This is a genomic window from Burkholderia stagnalis (assembly GCF_902830275.1).
Taxonomy (GTDB): Bacteria; Pseudomonadota; Gammaproteobacteria; order Burkholderiales; family Burkholderiaceae; genus Burkholderia; species Burkholderia stagnalis.
Map to the genome: position 1 here is coordinate 1 of NZ_CADESW010000018.1, position 18616 is coordinate 18616.

General features: G+C 62.8%; 15 protein-coding genes. 6 read left to right on the forward strand and 9 right to left on the reverse strand.

From position 1 onward, the window contains the following. Together HWY45_RS37470 and HWY45_RS26365 are read right to left on the reverse strand one after the other, a co-directional pair. Positions 1–3669: ESPR-type extended signal peptide-containing protein (locus HWY45_RS37470; protein ID WP_425129126.1), on the reverse strand; the 3669-nt coding region annotated here is incomplete at its 3' end. 292 nt (positions 3670–3961) lie between these two features. After that, positions 3962–4225, reverse strand: coding sequence for a hypothetical protein (locus HWY45_RS26365; RefSeq protein ID WP_150998622.1), 264 nt, complete (start codon positions 4223–4225; stop codon positions 3962–3964). Positions 4226–5174: 949 nt separating this feature from the next. Between HWY45_RS26365 and HWY45_RS26370 the strand changes: the two genes are divergently transcribed. After that, the gene (locus HWY45_RS26370) at positions 5175–5747 is read left to right on the forward strand and encodes a recombinase family protein (protein WP_059564965.1); all 573 of its coding nucleotides are present in this window, start codon (positions 5175–5177) and stop codon (positions 5745–5747) included. Positions 5748–5822: 75 nt separating this feature from the next. On the opposite strand, the gene HWY45_RS26375 is transcribed toward HWY45_RS26370, so the two are convergent. The 4 genes from HWY45_RS26375 to HWY45_RS26390 all read right to left on the reverse strand — a co-directional run bounded on the left by HWY45_RS26375 (position 5823) and on the right by HWY45_RS26390 (position 10338). After that, a complete protein-coding gene (locus HWY45_RS26375) occupies positions 5823–6386 on the reverse strand; it encodes a recombinase family protein (protein ID WP_059883272.1) in 564 nt (187 codons plus the stop codon). A gap of 77 nt (positions 6387–6463) precedes the next feature. Continuing rightward, positions 6464–7831 (reverse strand): MFS transporter, encoded by a 1368-nt coding sequence (locus HWY45_RS26380; RefSeq protein ID WP_059564862.1) that lies wholly within the window; start codon positions 7829–7831, stop codon positions 6464–6466. 571 nt (positions 7832–8402) lie between these two features. Further along, positions 8403–9527, reverse strand: a complete 1125-nt coding sequence (locus HWY45_RS26385; protein WP_059883275.1) for a succinylglutamate desuccinylase/aspartoacylase family protein — start codon at positions 9525–9527, stop codon at positions 8403–8405. Between the two features lie 46 nt (positions 9528–9573). After that, positions 9574–10338, reverse strand: coding sequence for a transporter substrate-binding domain-containing protein (locus HWY45_RS26390; protein WP_059883406.1), 765 nt, complete (start codon positions 10336–10338; stop codon positions 9574–9576). Between the two features lie 129 nt (positions 10339–10467). Between HWY45_RS26390 and HWY45_RS26395 the strand changes: the two genes are divergently transcribed. After that, on the forward strand, positions 10468–11379 hold the full coding sequence (locus tag HWY45_RS26395) for a LysR substrate-binding domain-containing protein (RefSeq protein ID WP_059883277.1): 912 nt from the start codon (positions 10468–10470) through the stop codon (positions 11377–11379). Positions 11380–11447: 68 nt separating this feature from the next. Here HWY45_RS26395 and HWY45_RS26400 read toward each other — a convergent pair whose 3' ends face one another. Further along, a complete protein-coding gene (locus tag HWY45_RS26400) occupies positions 11448–12053 on the reverse strand; it encodes a TetR/AcrR family transcriptional regulator (protein ID WP_059564865.1) in 606 nt (201 codons plus the stop codon). A 113-nt stretch (positions 12054–12166) separates the two neighbouring features. On the opposite strand from HWY45_RS26400, the gene HWY45_RS26405 reads away from it, so the two are divergent. Genes HWY45_RS26405 through HWY45_RS26415 form a run of 3 tightly spaced genes read left to right on the forward strand, consistent with a single transcriptional unit; the run spans position 12167 to position 15067 of the window. Continuing rightward, a complete protein-coding gene (locus tag HWY45_RS26405; protein ID WP_059883408.1) occupies positions 12167–13222 on the forward strand; it encodes a sugar phosphate isomerase/epimerase family protein in 1056 nt (351 codons plus the stop codon). 28 nt (positions 13223–13250) lie between these two features. After that, positions 13251–14126, forward strand: a complete 876-nt coding sequence (locus tag HWY45_RS26410) for an alpha/beta fold hydrolase (RefSeq protein ID WP_059883279.1) — start codon at positions 13251–13253, stop codon at positions 14124–14126. Between the two features lie 2 nt (positions 14127–14128). Continuing rightward, on the forward strand, positions 14129–15067 hold the full coding sequence (locus HWY45_RS26415) for an alpha/beta hydrolase (RefSeq protein WP_059883282.1): 939 nt from the start codon (positions 14129–14131) through the stop codon (positions 15065–15067). Between the two features lie 30 nt (positions 15068–15097). Here the strand turns inward: HWY45_RS26415 and HWY45_RS26420 are convergent, their stop codons facing one another. Together HWY45_RS26420 and HWY45_RS26425 are read right to left on the reverse strand one after the other, a co-directional pair. Then, on the reverse strand, positions 15098–16309 hold the full coding sequence (locus tag HWY45_RS26420; RefSeq protein WP_059883284.1) for an aspartate aminotransferase type Ic: 1212 nt from the start codon (positions 16307–16309) through the stop codon (positions 15098–15100). Positions 16310–16430: 121 nt separating this feature from the next. Further along, positions 16431–17981, reverse strand: coding sequence for a phospholipase D family protein (locus tag HWY45_RS26425; RefSeq protein ID WP_059883286.1), 1551 nt, complete (start codon positions 17979–17981; stop codon positions 16431–16433). Between the two features lie 425 nt (positions 17982–18406). Between HWY45_RS26425 and HWY45_RS26430 the strand changes: the two genes are divergently transcribed. Beyond that, complete coding sequence (locus HWY45_RS26430) at positions 18407–18589, forward strand: hypothetical protein (protein WP_059806349.1); 183 nt, start codon at positions 18407–18409, stop codon at positions 18587–18589. The last annotated feature ends 27 nt before the right edge of the window (positions 18590–18616 follow it).

An 18616-nucleotide genomic window follows, 5' to 3' on the forward strand; every position in this document is an offset into this window, starting at 1 on the left:
GATCGAACTGTTGGCCGACGAAATTCCTGTCGAAGCGGACGTCGACAACGACGTCACCGTGCTGTTGGCTGTGCTCAACCCCGTCGACGTGGACGTCGACAGGCTGTTGATTGCCGTGTTCGTCGCGAACAGTTGCGAGCCGTTGATCGCGTCGGTGCTCGTCGCCGTCACCTGGCCCGCTGCAACGTTCGCGATCTGGCGTTCGGCACCGGGCGCGCCCACACTCACGACGCTCGTCGGGTTGGTGCCCGCGTAGTTGTACGTCACGCCACCGACCGTGCCCGACGCCATCGGGTTCGCCGCCGCCGTCACCGAGCCCGAGCCCAGCGCCACGTCGTTCGCGTTGTTGGCCACGGCGCTCGAGCCCAGTGCGATCGAACCCGCGCCCGCTGCCGTCGACGTATTGCCGAGCGCGACCGAGCCCGTCCCCGTCGCGACGTTGGCGTTGCCCAGCGCGACCGCGCCCTGGCCGTTCGACGTGTTGTTCGCCCCCATCGCCACTGCGCCCGTGCCGGATGCCACGTTCGGATCGCCGATCGCGACCGCGCCGTCGCCCGACGCCGTGTTGCCGACCCCGATCGATACCGCCTTGCCGCCCGTCGCCATCGCGCTCTGGCCGATCGCGACCGCGCCGCCCGAGTTCGCATTCGCGCCGTCGCCGACCGCCACGCTGCTCGCGCCTGCCGCCGTTGCGTTCGTGCCTGCGGCCAGTGCGTTGATGCCGGTCGCGCCGTCGTTGTTGTAGTTGCCCTGCTGCGTGCCGTTGTCGTTCACGCTGTAGTAGTGTGTTTTCGATGCGTTCAGCGCGGTCGAAAGCGAGCCGATACCGGTCGAGGTCGACGTGGACAAGGATGCGATCGCGCTATTGGCCGAGGAAATACCGGTCGAAGCCGAGGTCGACAGCGAAGTAACCGTGCTGCTGGTGGTCGACAGCCCGGTGGACAGCGAATTGACGCCACTTTGCGCCGTGCTGATGCCGGTCGAAGCCGAGGTCGACAACGACGTCACCGTGCTGTTGGTCGTGCTCAGGCCCGTCGACAGCGAGCTGATGCCGGTCGAGGTCGACGTGGACAGCGAAACGATCGAGCTGGTGGCCGTGCTGATACCCGTCGAAGCGGACGTCGACAGCGACGCAATCGAACTGTTCGCCGACGACAAGCCCGTCGAGGCCGACGTCGACAACGTATTGATCGCCGTGTTGGCCGCATAGAGCTGCGAGCCGTTGATCGCATCCGTGCTGCTTGCCGTTACACGACCTGCTGCCACATTGGTGATCTGCCGCTCGGCGCCCGGTGCGCCTATGCTGACGACGCTGCCCGGCAGCGTGCCGGCGAACGAATAAGTCGCGCCGCCAATGGTCGCACTTGAAGTCGGGTTGGCTGCAGCGGTGACTGAACCGGAGCCGAGGGCGACATCGCCGGCGTTGTTCGCAACGGCATTCGGACCGATCGCGACCGAGTTGGCGCCGAGCGCCTGGCTGTCCGGTGCAGTCGAGTTCGCATGGAAGTACTTGATGCCCTGGCTGTTGATGCTGTCGATCGCGGCACCGACGTTGTTGACGGTGCTCGTCGTACCGTTCGCGTTGTACATCGTGTACGACGGCGCGGAGACGGAGCCGGTGGCCGAATTGTAGGTCGCGCCGCCACCAAGTGCAGCAGCGGTGCTGTTGCCGAGGTTGTTGGTGGTGGAGACAACCGTGCTCAAGCCGGTCGACAGCGAGCTGATACCGGTCGACGTCGACGTGGACAGCGAGGCGACCGTGCTATTCGTCGTGCTCAACCCCGTGGACAACGAATTGACTCCACTCTGCGCCGTGCTGATGCCGGTCGACGTAGACGTCGACAACGACGCCACCGTGCTATTCGTCGTGCTCAGCCCCGTGGACAACGAATTGACTCCACTCTGCGCCGTGCTGATGCCCGTCGAAGCGGACGTCGACAACGATGCGATCGAGCTGTTCGCCGACGACAAGCCCGTCGACGTGGAGGTCGACAGAGAAGCGACGCTGCTGTTGGTTGTGCTAAGGCCGGTTGACAACGAGCCGATGCCGGTCGAGGCCGACGTGGACAGCGACGCCACCGTGCTGTTGGTGCTCGACAGCCCCGTCGACAACGAAATGACACCGCTTTGCGCCGTGCTGATGCCGGTCGACGCGGACGTCGACAGCGACGTGACGGTGCTGTTGGTCGTCGAAAGCCCGGTCGACAGCGAGTTCACGCCGCTTTGTGCCGTGCTGATGCCAGTGGACGTGGATGTCGACAGCGACGTGACGGTGCTGTTCGTCGTCGAAAGCCCGGTCGACAGCGAGTTCACGCCGCTTTGCGCCGTGCTGATGCCGGTCGACGCGGACGTCGACAGCGACGTGACGGTGCTGTTGGTCGTCGAAAGCCCGGTCGACAGCGAGTTCACGCCGCTTTGCGCCGTGCTGATGCCGGTCGACGCGGACGTCGACAGCGACGTGACGGTGCTGTTGGTCGTCGAAAGCCCGGTCGACAGCGAGTTCACGCCGCTTTGCGCCGTGCTGATGCCGGTCGACGCGGACGTCGACAGCGACGTGACGGTGCTGTTGGTCGTCGAAAGCCCGGTCGACAGCGAGTTCACGCCGCTTTGCGCCGTGCTGATGCCGGTCGACGCGGACGTCGACAGCGACGTGACGGTGCTGTTGGTCGTCGAAAGCCCGGTCGACAGCGAGTTCACGCCGCTTTGCGCCGTGCTGATGCCGGTCGACGCGGACGTCGACAGCGACGTGACGGTGCTGTTGGTCGTCGAAAGCCCGGTCGACAGCGAGTTCACGCCGCTTTGCGCCGTGCTGATGCCAGTGGACGTGGAAGTCGACAGGCTGTTGATCGCGGTGTTCGTCGCGAACAACTGCGAGCCGTTGATCGCATCCGTGCTAGCTGCTGTTACACGGCCGGCAGCGACATTCGTAATCTGGCGCTCCGCACCTGCCGCACCAACACTCACCACGCTCGACGGTGTTGTCCCCGCAAAGCTGTACGTCACGCCGCCGACAGTACCCGTCGCTGTCGGATTGGCGGCAGCCGTCACCGCGCCGGAACCCAGTGCGACATCGTTCGCGTTGTTCGCTTTCGCACTCGCGCCCAACGCGACGCCGTTCGTTGCAATCGCGGAAGCCGTATCACCGAGGGCAACACTGCTTTGGCCCGATGCAGTCGTCACGTATCCCAATGCCATTGCGTGGACCCCAGATGCTGTCGTCTGGTTGCCAACTGCTATTGCTGCAACACCACTTGCTATTGACTGCGCCCCCAACGCAGTTGCTTGGAGATTCAACGCTTGCGCCCCACCGCCAATGGCAGTCGCGTTCCCCCCGGTGGCTGTAGCCTGATTCCCGATTGCAGTCGCCGCATTTCCACCATTAGCGACTGCAGCATTGCCGATCGCGATGCTCAATTGCGTACTTGCAACCGGTGGACTCGATCCATTGCCACCGATTGATATCGAACCAGCCTGGTTCCCGGGCGTAGTCCCCGCACCCGCCGAATACTGCGCCGACACATAAGGCGAAACCACAAGCATCGCCGCAGCAACCGCAGCAACCGCAGCAACCGCCGACTTGTTCGGCTTGCCCCGCGCCGAATCCAGTTCCGAAGCCGCAACCCACGCGCCAAGCGCCTCATTCCAAATGGTTCGGTATGACTTGTTCATCTGATCTACCTCATCGGCGCGCGTCACGTCTCACGCGTATTACTGCGCTGCTCGTATCGGCCTTATTTTGTGGCAGTGCGAATTACAGCTGCCACGACGGTTATCTTTAAGCGTATTTTTCCGGCGACTTCCACGCCCGCGACGGACTATTTTTATTCTTGATCGCCGATCGTTCATCCAATTCACGCCTCAATACAGGATTGTCGCTGGCACACTGCCAGATGAATCTCCCGTGACTGAATCCGGCCAGCCGAATCCTCTCGATAATCGGAAGCACATCGCGGGCACAAACCTAATCGTCAAAGCTCACGGCGAATTGGGTCTCTCCTCGGATGCCGGACGTCATGCCGATTCGATAAGCAAGCCGCGCAGCATCCTTCAAGCTCTTACCAATATTCGGATCGATCAATTGACAAGCAATTGATTCGATGGCTCTAGCGTCGATATCGACATCATTCACACGCGTGGAATTGGTTATCTCGGGAAACAAGGCCACCAATCGATCGGACGAATCATCGGTATCAGACTCATAATCCTGGATCGAGAGGCACTTCATCGAGCTCCTCATTTCGCCTCACTCTGCATGCATCAATTTCAACATACTCGCCCCAATAAAATCCTCTCGGATCCATCGAATTTCAGCTCTCGGATTCATTGCCATCGCTATCACATCGCGTTCAGTTATCGTCATCACTCAATTCAATCTGACGACACCCGTCGGCAAGCGAAGCTCGTCATGTCCGTTTGTTGCAGGTGAGCCGCGGTGTCACCACATATGACTCCCACAAGATCCCTTTTCCCTTCATCGCACCGCCAGGACAATGTGGCCTGCAATGATCGGTCTACGCCGGCTATCCCGTTGACACGGAAACCTCCCTTCTCGCCACTAGTCGCCCCGCGCATTAAGGGCCTGAACAAAAACGTTCATTTCTATAAAATTCGATCTCAAGCGGGCTCTTGAGCGACATTTCCTTTTGCGACAAGGGCTTAGTGGAGTGCAGATTTACCCGACAAAAACGAACGTTTTTGTCCAGTACAATCGAGCCGCATTTTCCACTTTTGACCATTCTTTACAATGTAACAACAGCGCAACGAGCGTCTACCCAACGCGCAGCACGCATCCATTTTGTAGGACGAAAGCGATTTCCAATCGCTGGCTTGACAGCTTCCCGGCTGCTCGAGGGCGATCAACTGGAATTTCCGATCTTCGCCAATCAAAACATCCGGAAATAGATGTTTCGCATGATTTGGAAATACAAAGGATTCGCGGCACGGGAAATTTGATTCACACGACGGAATCACTCAAAAGGAGATTCCCGATAACTGCGCATCGTCACGCCACAGATTGACGATTCAGACATTTAGTCGAGGCAAAATATGATCACGCTTAACCAGCGACACGGTGATGACCCGCAAAAAAGGGATCCCGCCTCTCCGCTTCTTGAAGACATAACCGAGTTTTATCGATATCCGTCCCACTTCCCGTGCGAGACGCGGAGGCGATCGTGAACATCGGATATGCGCGCGTTTCCACGGACGAGCAGAGTCTCGAGTTGCAACTGGACGCACTCAAACGAACCGGTTGCGATCGAATATTTACGGACCACGGTATTTCCGGAAGCGAATTTTCGCGCCCGGGGCTGGATGCCGCGTTGAAGCAGGCGAAAACGGGTGACACGTTGATCGTGTGGCGTCTCGACCGATTAGGCCGCTCGTTGAGCAAGTTGATTGACCTGGTGACGCATCTCGAGAAACGCGGCATTCAATTTGTTTCTGTCATGGAGTCCATCAACACCAACTCGTCAGGCGGCGTATTGATTTTTCATATGATGGCCGCGCTGGCCCAGTTCGAACGAAGCTTGATCAGCGAGCGCACGCGCGCCGGCCTGGCCGCCGCGCGCGCGCGAGGCCGCCCGCTCGGACGCAAGCCGGCGCTCGACGAAACGCAGAGAAAGCAGGCGCTGGATATGGTGAAACGTCAACCGGTCGCCGAGGTCGCGCGGTATTTCAAGGTGCACCCGCGCACCCTGAAGCGGTTGCTGATGGTGGAGCAAGCGCGCGAAACTCCATTGGAGTGATCTCATTGCGATCACGAAGTCACATCGCGCAGCCCTGTCAATCCCGGCTGTATCGCGGGCCGAGGCGACTTCTCGTTATTGGTGCCGCTGCGCGTGTCGGGTCAAATGACGCCTCAGCGTCCGAATATGAATGTCGAACATTTTGGCGACCTCCGCTTCGGATTGTGTCCGCAACAACTCCTGTGCGCGAGCGCATTGCGTCGCATCCAGCGCCGGGGGCCGTCCCAGCCTGCTGCCGCGCAGACGGGCGCCTTGCAGACCCGCACGGGTTCGCTCACTGATCAGCGAGCGCTCGAACTCCGCGAGGGCCGCGATCATATGAAACGTGAAGCGCCCGGTCGGCGATTGCGTATCGATGCATTCCGTGAGCGAAACGAGCCGGACGCCGTTGTCATTGAGCCATGCAATGACGTCGATGAGATGGCGAATCGACCGACTGAGCCGGTCCAGCCGCCATACGACCAATGTACCGCCGCGCGTGAGCGCCGTCATGGCGGACGATAACCCGGGGCGGTCGATGCTCGCGCCCGACACGCCTTGGTCGGAATAGATCGCGTCGCATCGGTAACCTTCCAGCGCGGCCAGTTGCAAATCCAGATGCTGCTCATCCGTTGATACTCGAGCGTAACCAATATCCATTGCCTCGTCGTTGCCTTGAACCGTGTCGTGCGAATCGGAAATCGGTTGTTCCCGTTAGCCGCACGCCGACACAAATCTCAAGTGCCCCCCTTGGCGAGTTTGATGACTGGCAACGACAATGCGATCACGCTTCCAATCAGAAGCGTGGCCACCGCATAAAGCAGCCCGGCCGCGAAGCTATGCGTGACGTCCTTCAACATTCCGACGATCAGCGGACTCAACGCCGAACCGATGTTGCCGGTTGCGTTGATCACCGCGATGCCGATCGCCTTGGCATGTTGCGAGAGCACGGTGTCGGGCATGGTCCAGAAAATGGCCATTGCCGTATAGGCCCCCGTGGAAGCCATCGCGATGCCGGTCAACCTCATCTGGGGGACTTCACCGACAACTGCGAGCGTCCAGCCTGCAGCGGCGAAAAGCATGGGCAACACAAGATGCCATCGTCGTTCCTGGCGACGATCCGAGTGTGCGCCCCAAGCCAACATGCCGACAATCGTACAGATTTGCGGGAGCGCGCTCAGCAGCCCGACCTTGAGGTTACTGTTCGAGACATCGAAGCTCTTGACGATCTGAGGCACCCACATCGAAACGAGGCTCAGAGAATTGACCAGGCAGAAGTAGGCGACGGCGAATTTGAGCGTCGCGAGTTGCATCACCCCGCCTGATTCCCGCGATTGCGCAGCGCCGCCGTCCGCCGCAACAGGCGACGCTTCCGCGCTCAAGAGAGCCTGCAGCGTGCGCTTTTCCTTTTCCGTCAACCAGCGCGCATCTGCCGGTTTGTCGTCCAGATAGAACCAGACGGCGACGCCGAGCAGCGAGGCCGGCAATCCTTCGACGACGAACAGCCAATGCCAGCCGGCCAGGCCCAGTACACCGTCCAGACGCAACAGATAGCCGGAGGCCGCGGCGCCAAGGGCGGTCGTCACCGGCATCGCGATCATGAACAATGCGTTCGCTCGGGCTCGGTAGGCGCGCGGAAACCAATACGTCAGGTAGACCAGCATCCCGGGGAGAAAGCCGGCTTCACACATCCCGACCAGCGCGCGCAGCAGATACAGGCTTGACGCGTCGTGCGCGAACGCAGTGCAGGCGGACGCGAGTCCCCACGCAACCATGATCGTGGCAATCCAGCGCCGTGCTCCGATCTTGCCGAGCGCCAGATTGCTCGGTATGCCGAACATCACGTATGTCACATAAAACACGGCCCCCGCCATCCCGAACATGGTGCCCGTCAGCTTGAGGTCCGCTGCCATCGTCAAGCCGGCGAAGCCGATGTTGATTCGATCAAGGAAGGAGAACGCGAACAGAATGAACAGGAAGCCGATCAGTCGCCTCGACACCTTTCTGACGACGTGCTGTTCGAATACCTCCAGGGACTGGTCGTTCTCGGCGTGGATCGCTCCGACGGCGGGTTTGACGGGCTCGAGCGTCGACGGGGTTCGCATTGTGCAACAACCTCCTGTGATTCTTACGAATAATGTGGCCAGCCAGTCTCCGGGCCGGTTCGTCCATCTAATAATTAATATATTAACTAGATGGGCGAAAGACGCAATCCTAGAAAACCATGATCAGGTGGCGGGACCGCGCCGTGTCGTCCGAAACAGGTCTGCTCGCTTGGCCCATGAGCCATGGCATCCGGCCCCCTCGGCTCCCGCGTGCCTTGTCGTGCGCGAATTCAGATCAGGATTGCTTGACGAATAGCTTGGCATGTCGGAACCGGAGCATGACGCCGACGCGCGCCCTCACCTGATTCGCATCGGGCGCGCGCACGGTCGTGCCGAGCCGGCTTGCGGTCGAACCGCCGGTGCTTCTGACCATCCTGATCGCGCATGCACGCTTGTGCGCTTCGACGGTGTTCGCCCATTCCGACGAACTGCGGAAGCGGTTTCATTGTTGCCTATCGGGCGATATCCTCAGACAATCGACGCCCGCCGCCAGGGCAATCGACACCGCCCGCGCTTGGCCGGGCGGGAGTCGGAATGCTTGAGCAACCGCAGTATGGAACGACGCACTGGGTCAGGCATTGAGCAGCATGCCGGTGCGGAAAGCGCGCGTGCCGGTCACGCGCCCGAGTGGCGCGCCCGCCGTTACGAATCGAATCCCGCGGCGCATGTAGAAGATTCCGGAAGTATTGCTGCGCACCGTAATCGTCTTGTTCGTCAGCGGATCGACAATGTCGAAGAGCGGCGCGCCGGCGCGAATGTGGTCGCCCGGTGCCGCGTGGTGGATCAGAATGCCGCTCGCGGGTGCATGGAATTCTTCGCTGCCGGCCAGCGGGGTGGGTTCGTGCACGAGCGGAGGAAGCGGCCTTGCGTTGCCTCTCAATGCCCCCCGCGACCGCAAGAATTCGATGATCGCTTCCGCGTCACGCGCGGCGGTTTCGTAGGTCACGTCACGCTGCCCGCGGCATTCGATCGTTGCGGCGATCGTTCCCGGCAGTAGCGAGGCCGCGCATCCAGCCCGCTTTTGCAGCCTCCACCAGGGGAGGCTGTGCGCCTCGTCAAAGGACTGGCCGCCCGACTCCGTCGCGATCAACGAAGCCCGCGCCCCCAGGTAGCGGGCGAGCGGCTCGAACTGCGGCCATGCCGCATCGCTTGTATACAGATGCAGCGTCGCTTCGAGCGAACAGTGCAGATCGATCACGACGTCGGCGTCCAATGACAACGACAGCAGCACATGCTGCAGCGATTCAAACTCGGTACGTGGATCGTGTCGCGCGAGCGCTTCGCGCATCCAGGTTCGCACGATGGCGACGTTTTGCTTCGCATCCGCACCGAGTCTGCCGTCAAGTTGGTCTGCCAGCTTGTCGAATGCCGGGAAGTTGCGGTTGAAATTCCGACCGCTGGCGAGATCGTATCGACCGATGAACTGGCCGAGCACGTGCTGGTTCAGTCCCACCGGGTTCGCCACCGGCACGACGACTATCTGCGCGTCGAGCTCGCCGGCAGCCTCCATCTCCTCGAGACGACGCCTGAGCATCACGCCAACCAGCATTGCAGGCGTTTCATCGGCGTGCAGGGCCGCCTGGATATAGATCTTTTGTCGCGTACCCTCCGCCTCTCGGGGGCCGAAATGAAAGCTGACGAGTTCACGGCGCGTGCCGATCGCGGGTGAGATCAGAAAAGTCGATTGCGCATGCATGGGGAGAAAGACGGTAAGGGGGACGCTGTCGAATCATCGTGCCAGGTCAGTCGCCGTAGGTATCGAACGAGAAATAGCGACGAGCGATGCGCGTATATGTTCCATCCGCGAGCATCGACGCGATCGCGGCATCGATCGATTCCCTGAGCGCGAGATCACTCTTGCGCATGCCGATCCCGACGCCCTTGTCGCCCATCGACAGTGCCGGGCCGGCAAACCCGAAGCCCTTTCCTCTCGGCGTGCTCAGGAATCCCTGATCGGCTTCGACCGTGCCGAGCAATGCGCCGTCGATACGGCCGTTGACGAGATCCGCGAACACTTCGTCCTGGCCTTTATATGCCACGACGATCACGCCGTGCGGAACCCATTGTGCCAGCGCATAACTCTCGAACTGCGTTCCGGATTGCACCCCGATACGTTTGCCGGAGAGCGACCTCGTGTCGCTGCCAAGCCCCGCCCCATTGCGCGCGACGATGCGCGACCTGAATTGATAGAGCTTCGACGAGAACGCAATCTGTTGGGCGCGTTTCTCGGTGATCGCCATTGAAGAGAGGATCGCGTCGATCTTCCGCGCCTGAAGCGCCGGGATCATCCCGGAAAACTCCAGCTCCACCCATTTGCAATGGGCGCGGATGCGCCTGCAGATTTCGTCGCCGAGATCGACGTCGAAGCCCCGGATGCTGCCGTCAGGGGCTTTCGCCTCCATCGGCGGGTAGTTGGGATCGATGCCGAACCGGACCATGCCCTTATCGTTCGCACGCGCGCCGGGCGCGGTGCAGAGCAGGCTCATGACCGTCATTCCGATCATCATGACATGCAGGAATTTCTTCACGATCGCGTTTCTCTTGAAAAATTCCTCGCTATCCTAGTGTGCAAGAGAAGCACTGCGAAGCATCATTTCGATTATCATGATCGCTTTTACTGATCGGGCCACACGATCATGACCCTCACTCAGTTGCGCGTGTTCGCCGCGATCATCGAGCATGGCAGCCTGCGTGGCGCGGCGCGCGCACTCAAAGTGACTCAAAGCAACGTCACGCAGCAGCTGCAGAATCTCGAACTTGCACTGGGGGTACCGCTTGTCGAGCGCACGAATCGTGGCATCGTGTTGACCAAGTATGGGGAGCGGCTTCTGGCGCGCGCCAGCGCGATTCTCGGCGAGTGCGATCGCGCCGATAGCGAAATGCGGCAGCTGCGAGGCGACTTTGGCGGAAGCGTGGTCCTGGGCATGACCACCGAACCGATGATCCAGACACTCGCCCCCGTGCTCGAACAGTATTGCACGCGCTTTCCGCAGGTGTCGGTGCACCTGCTCAACGGGACGTCGCGCAAAATGATCTCGTGGCTGCGCGATGGGGCACTGGACTTTGCGGTCGCACTGGTCGGCCCCGCAACCGATACGCATGACTTGGCGGTGACGCCACTGTACCGATCCGATCCTGTCGTCGTATGCCGACGCGGGCATCCGCTTCAGCATGCGACAACGCTCGCCGAGCTCGCCGACTGCAAGTGGATCGCCACCCGCCAGCCGGGCTCGTCGACAGCGCCACCCGTGAACCGGCTGACAACGTTGTTTGCCGAACACGGACTTGCACCGCCCAATATCGTCGTAACGACCGAGGCGCTATTCGATACGCTGCATCTCGTGAGCGAAACGGACTGGCTGTCGCTGGAGCCGTCAATCGTCACACGATATCGGTTGTTCGGGGGAGAACTCGAGTCGATTGCAATCGCCGAGCGGGCGGCGGAATCCAGCGTCAGCGTCCTGCAACGCGCCAGCGTCCCGCTGACGCCGGTTGCGCAGGAACTGGCGACGATGATCGTGTCGTATGCGCGCATGACCCATGCCTGAACGAATCGCCCCCCTTCAACCGGAATGCGCCCTGGCCGATCACATCGGGCCGGGGCGTTCGATGCGACTCAGGCCTTCTCGCGCACGGCCATCTCCAGCGGCATCATCGCCGGGCCGATCGACGCCAGCAGACGATCCTTCGACACCCCGTCGCGGGACTGCACGGAGATGCCGTGCAACTGCGTCGCATAGAAGTCGGCCAGCGCCTTCACGTCGGTCGCGGGCTTGAGCTGCCCCTGCTCCATCGCCTGTTGCAGGCGCGCGACGATCGATTGCGTGCGGGCGCGTCGAAGCGCCGCGAGCCACTCCATCACGCCGTCGTTCTCGGCCGTGCAGTTGGTGGCGGCTGACACCACCATGCAGCCATGCGGCTGGCCGCGCTTCGTATAGGCGGCAACGGCATCGCGCAGCATCCGTTCGATCGCGGCGCGAATGCCGGCCTCCTCGGCGAGCGCACGATCGGCGAAACCTCCGTCGCCTTTCTCATAGAGCGCCACCGCCTCGTGGAACAGCGCTTCCTTGCTGCCGAAGGCCGCGTAGATGCGCGCCGATGCGATCCCCATCGCATCGACCAGATCGGACATCGACGTGCCTTCGTAGCCGCGCCGCCAGAACGCGATCATCGCCCGTTTCAGCGCAAGATCGCGATCAAATTCTCTCGGCCGTCCTGCCATCACCTCTCCTGTTCGCTGATTTCGACTCGCCCGGATTTTATCGCGCGACGCGGTTGACACGCGATATTCACTCGCCCTATTCTTTGTCGCTCGACAAATAATAGGAGTTGAACATGCGTACCATCAAGGGCCCGAGTCTCCATCTCGCGCAGTTCGCCGACGACGTCGCGCCGTTCGACAGCCTGGCCGGCGTGGCGCAATGGGCCGCGGACAAAGGTTTCAAGGCATTGCAGGTTCCCGCGTGGGAGACGCGGTTGTTCGACGTGGCCACCGCCGCGGACAGCCAGGCCTATTGCGATGACGTGACGGGCATGCTGGCCGAGCATGGCCTCGTGATCAGCGAGCTGACCACGCACATCTTCGGCCAGCTGGTCGCGGTGCATCCCGCATACGACGCGATGTGCGACAACTTCGCGCCGGCGGCGCTGCGCGGCAACCCGGCCGCGCGCACGGCGTGGGCGCTGGATCGTCTCGAACGCGCGGCGCGCGCGTCGCGCCGGCTGGGGCTGACGGAGATGGGCACGTTCTCGGGCTCGTTCGCCTGGCCGTACCTGTTCCCGTTCCCGCAGCGGCCCGAAGGCCTGATCGACGCCGCCTTCGACGAACTGGCCCGCCGCTGGCGGCCCATTCTGGATGCGTGCGACGAAAACGGCGTCAACCTCTGCTACGAAATCCATCCGGCCGAAGACCTGCACGACGGCGTGTCTTTCGAGCGCTTCCATGCACGCGTCGGCCAGCACGCGCGCTGCAAGATCCTGTTCGACCCGAGCCACTTCGTGCTGCAGCAGCTCGATTACCTCGACTACATCGACATCTACCGCGAACACATCCGCATGTTCCACGTCAAGGATGCCGAGTTCGTGCCGAGCGGCCGACAGGGCATCTACGGCGGCTATGCGTCGTGGGTCGAGCGCGCCGGGCGCTTCCGCTCGCTCGGCGATGGCCAGGTCGATTTCAAGGCGATCTTCTCGAAGCTTGCGCAATACGACTATGCGGGCTGGGCCACGCTCGAGTGGGAGTGCTGCCTGAAGAACCAGGAGGACGGCGCGCGCGAAGGCGTCGAATTCATCAACCGCCACATCATCCGCGTGACCGAGCGCATCTTCGACGACTTCGCCGGCGCGTCGGTGAACCGCCAGCAGATCGACGCGATGCTGGGCATCGCCTGACAGACCTCATTCATACGGATAACTATCCATGTCGAACCAGAACTCATCGCAATCCGCCGCCTTCGCTCATCAATACGTACGCATCGACGGCCATCGCATCCATTGCGTCACCGCGGGCAGCGGCACCCCGGTGCTGCTGATTCCCGGCTGGCCGCAGACCTGGTATGCATGGCGTCACGTGATGCATGCGCTGGCCGAACAGGGCTTCATGGCGATCGCCGTCGACCTGCCCGGCACGGGCTATTCCGACCGCCCCGATGCCGGCTACGACACGGGCCATACCGCCGCCACGCTGCATCGCACGATGGTGCAGCTCGGCTTCGACACCTACCTGGTGGCCGGTCACGACGTCGGCATGTGGGTCGCGTATGCGCTGGCCAGCGACCGGCCCGACGCGGTGCGCGCGCTGGCGCTCACCGAGGCGGTGATTCCGGGCCTGGCTCCCGCGCCGCCGATCTTCGTGCCGCCGGAGGACAACATCTTCCTCTGGCACTTCATGTTCAATCAGCTCGCCGACCTGCCCGAGACGCTGATCGCCGGGCGCGAGCGCGCGTACCTCGATTTCATGTTCGATCGCTGGTCGTTCCGGCGCGACTGCGTGGCCGTCGATGTTTACGCGCAAGCGTATGCGGCGCCCGGCGGCCTGCGCGGCGGCTTCGCCTATTACCGGGCCATTCCCGAAACGATCCGCCAGAACCTCGCGCGCGCGGAGCGCAAGCTCGGCATGCCCGTGCTCGCCATCGGCGCCGAGCACGCGACGCACGATGCGCCGCTGATCACGTTGCGCGATCACGCCGTCGACCTGCAGGGTATCGTCGTGCCGGATTGCGGGCATTTCATCATGGAAGAAGCGGCCGATGCGTTCATCGGCCACCTGCTGCCCTTCCTCGAACGGAGCCGTTGAACATGCCGCTCGACCCGCGACTTGCCGCATGGCTCGATCAATTGCCCGCCGCCGGTTCGCCCGCGTCGCTCGCCGAATTGCGCGCGGCAACGGATGCGTCGTTACGGGCCTTGCATGGCCCGCTGGAAACCGTGGCTCGCACCGAAACGTACGCAGTGCCCGTGCGCGACGGGCAATCGATACGCGTGCGCGGCTACTGGCCGGCGGCCATCGACAACAGCGCATTGCCGGTTCCGGCGATCGTGTATGCCCATGGCGGCGGATGGTGCCTGGGAACGCTCGCGCTCTACGACAACCCGTGCCATGCGCTGGCGAACGCGACGCAATGCGTCGTGCTGTCGGTGGACTACCGGCTCGCGCCCGAACATCCATTCCCCGTGCCGCTGGAGGATGTCTGCGACGCGCTGGCCTGGGTGTTTGCGCATGCGGCCGGCCTCGGCATCGACCCGGCGCGGATCGCCGTCGGCGGCGACAGTGCCGGCGGCAATCTGGCGGCGGCGGCATGCCTGGTCGCGCGTGACGAGGGCGGCCCGCCGATCGCGCATCAATTGCTGCTGTACCCACCGCTGGATGCGTCGATGGACACGGCGTCCTACCGGACATACGGGCAAGGCCATTACCTCACGTCGGATGTCATGCGCTATTGCTTCGACACGTACCTTGCCGATCCGGCCGACGGCCGCTCGCCCTACGTGTCGCCGTTGCGCGCGGCGACACACGCAGGCCTGCCGCCGGCGACACTGCTGGTTTGCGAATACGATCCGCTGCGCGACGAGGCCGAAGCCTATGCGGAGAAACTGCGGCAATCCGGCGTGCCGGTACAGATGGAATGGCTGCCGGGCATGCTTCACGCGTGCATCCACATGTGCGGGCTGACGCCCGGCGCCCGGCGCCTGTTCGACGTCGCGGGCGCACGGATCGCGCAATGCTTCCGGCGCTGACGGCCCGACCGACCGGGACGGGTTGAGGACTCAACCCGCTTCCATCGCCCGCCGCGCCGACAGCGCAATGCCGTCCGCCGCGCGCCGCACCTCGTCGAGCGACGGAAACGACGGCGCGATCCGCAGATGCCGGTCGTCCGGATCGTCGCCGTACGGGAAGGCGGCGCCGGCAGGCGTCAGCACGAGCCCGGCTGCGGCTGCGAGCGCGACCGTGCGCTTCGCATGCCCCGGCGGCACGAACAGGCTGATGAAATAGCCGCCTTCCGGCCGCGTCCACGACACGTCGGGCAGATCCGCAAAATGCGCGCCGAACGCGTGATATACCGCGTCGAACTTCGGCTTCAGCAGCGCGCGATGGCGCGCCATCAACGTGTCGAGCCCCGCGCGATCGCGCAATGCATGAACGTGGCGCAGCTGGTTCAGCTTGTCCGGGCCGATCGTGCGGATCGACTGATGCCGCTGCCACCAGTCGACGTTGCGTCGCGACGACGCGAGAAACGCCACGCCGGCGCCGCCGAACGTCACTTTCGACAGCGACGCGAACACCAGCGCGCGATCCGGATATCCGGATGCCGCGCACGCGTCGATCACGTTCGGCGTCGCATGCGGCACGTCGGTCAGGTGATGGAATCGATAGGCGTCGTCCCAGAGCAGCCGGAAATCGGCCGCCGCGGCCGGCATCGACGCGAGCCGCCGGACGGTGTCGGCCGAATAGATCGCACCGCTCGGATTGCTGTACAACGGCATGCACCAGATGCCCTTGATCGACGGATCGTCGCGCACGAGCGCCTCGACGATGGCCATGTCGGGGCCGTCGTCGCGCATCGGCACCGGGATCATGCGGATGCCGAGCGCCTCGCAGATCGAGAAATGCCGGTCGTAGCCGGGCACGGGACACAGGAACGCGACATCGCGCTGCGTACGCCACGCCGGTGCATCGGGCACCCCGAACAACACGGCGAACGCGAGCGCGTCGTGCATCAGCGCGAGGCTCGAATTGCCGGCCGCGACGACCTGCGCCGCATCGACGTCGAGCAGCGCCGCGCCGAACTCACGCGCTTCCGGCAACCCGAGCACATGCCCATAGTTGCGGCAATCGAAGCCGTCTCGCGACAAATGCCCCGCGTCGCCGGCCGCCGCGAACAGCGCGCTCGCCAGGTCGAGCTGCTCGGGCGCGGGCTTGCCGCGCGACATGTCGAGCCGCATGCCCAGTTGTCGGAATGCATCGTAGGTGGTCGGCATGATGTCGTCCCCGCCGCGCGTGCGGCCGCATGAATGAATGCAGCCAGTATGCAAGCCGTTCGACGATCGGGCCAACGCGTTGTTTTGAATGCTTCAATCAGATTTTCTGATGCCTGTGCGATCAGAGCTGCGACTCGATCGGCAGCAGCCCGAGCAGCCAGATCTGCATCCGGCGCGCCGCCGAGACTTCCGGTTCCGTGTCGAGTCGGGTCGTCGTGCCGTCCGCATGGGTCTGAATCCATTCGAGCTGCCCGTGCCCGGCCGGATCGGTGGTTGCCACCACGCGCCACGCGATCGCGTCGAGCCTCGATTCCAGATCCGTCGCGACATCGGACGCGATCTCGGGGTTCTCGCAATACACGCCGATTTCCGTATTGAGCTTCAGCGAGCGCGGGTCGAGGTTCATCGAGCCGATGAAGATGCCCTTGCGGTCGAACACATACGTCTTCGCGTGCAGCGACGCACGCGACGACCCGAACACGACCTGCTTCGAGATGCTCTTGTCGCCGGAGGGCCGCCGCTCGTACAGCCGCACGCCGGCCTCGACGAGATCGCGGCGATAGCGCCGGTAGCCGGCATGAACGGCCGCCACGTCGGTGGAAGCGAGCGAGTTGGTCAGCACCGTCACGCGCACGCCGCGCGCGATGAGCGCGCGCAGCCGCTCGATCATGTCCTTGCCGGGGACGAAATACGGCGACACGATCAGCAGTTCGTGCTCGGGCTGCAGCGCGAGTGCCCGCAGCTTCGGCATCAGGTGCCCTTCGCTGTCGTTCGGTGCATGCGCGATCTTCGCAGGATCGTCGTACAGGACGGTCGCGCGCCCCCACGACCATTCGGTGCCCTGACCATGAACGATCTGGTCGAGCCGTTGCCTGGCCTCGAGCACGTAGGGGTTGTCTTCCATCGCCCGCATGTAGTCGCGCAGCCGCTCGCGCTCCCGGTCCAGGCCGCCCGGCGCCGCTTCGTGCCCGACGAGCGCGTCGATCGGATACGCATACGGGGAATTCCAGAACGCATCGAATTCGGTCGAGATGTCGGTCACGACGGGGCCATGCACGACGACGTCGAGATCGCCGAACTCCAGCATCGACGATGCGCCGAAATATTCGTCGCCGATGTTGCGGCCGCCGACGATCGCGGCCTGGTTGTCCGCGATCATCGCCTTGTTGTGCATGCGCCGGTTCACGCGCGAGAACTCGAGCGCCGCGCCGATCTTCTTGAACGTGCGCGCGGCAACCGGGTTGAAGAGCCGGATCTCGATGTGCGGATGCGCGCTGATCTCGAGCAGCTTGCGGTCGTCCGCGTTCGTGCCGAGATCGTCGAGCAGCACGCGCACCCGCACGCCCCGGTCCGCGGCGCGCATGACCGCGTCCGCCAGCGTGTGGCCGGTCAGGTCGTCGTGCCAGATGTAGTACTGGAGGTCGAGCGAGCGGTCAGCGCGATCGGCGAGCAGCACGCGCGCGTCCAGCGCGTCGACCGGGTTGCGCAGCAGATGAAACGCGTCCTGCCCGGGATGCGCTTTCGCCAGCGGCGCGAATGCGATGCCGAGGCGCGTGTCCGCAGTGTCGGTCAGCGCATGCGCCGGTGCGCGGTCGCCCTGCGGCGGAAGACTGGCGCACGCGACCAGCGCCAGCAGCGAAAGCATCGCAGTCAGCGAACGCAGAGCGATCATGGTTGTTGCTTCCTCTTTCTCCAGCTAATCGGGTCACAGCATACTTCGACTGTTGCCGTGCTTACAGGTATCGCGACGACGAATGCATCCTCCTCAAGATCCGCGCCGCGTTCCCCGGCAATCTTTTTGGCTCTTCGGGGATTTTCGGGGAACGCGGGGCAGGCTGTCGGCGATCGATCGGACAGTATCGGTCGGTAAGCACTGTTTTTGAATAACCAACAGAAGATTGTCGCGTGTTGGAATATAGCCAACATGTCGCATACCCCGAATCGCCGATATAGAAGCGAGAGGTTTGAAATTTCTATATTAAACAGTACGTTACGCCGCAACGGCGAGTTGGCGCAGATCGTGCACGGTAGTGAGCGAGCAGTAAATGACAACTGCTCGAACCTTGCTACCAAGCTTCTTTTGAATGGAGATTCAAAATGAACTCGCTGACTATTGTTGACCTGCATCAGGAGGACGAGTTGTCTGCTTCCCAGATGACCCATGTCGTCGGTGGACACGACGTAGAAAAGGAAAAAGCCCTCGTGGAACTCTACCGTGTCATCCAGGGGATGGGAGTGGATACACCTGACCCTCCAATCCACGTGTCGATGAAGTTGTAATTTTCGAACGTTGACACACGGCGCGCC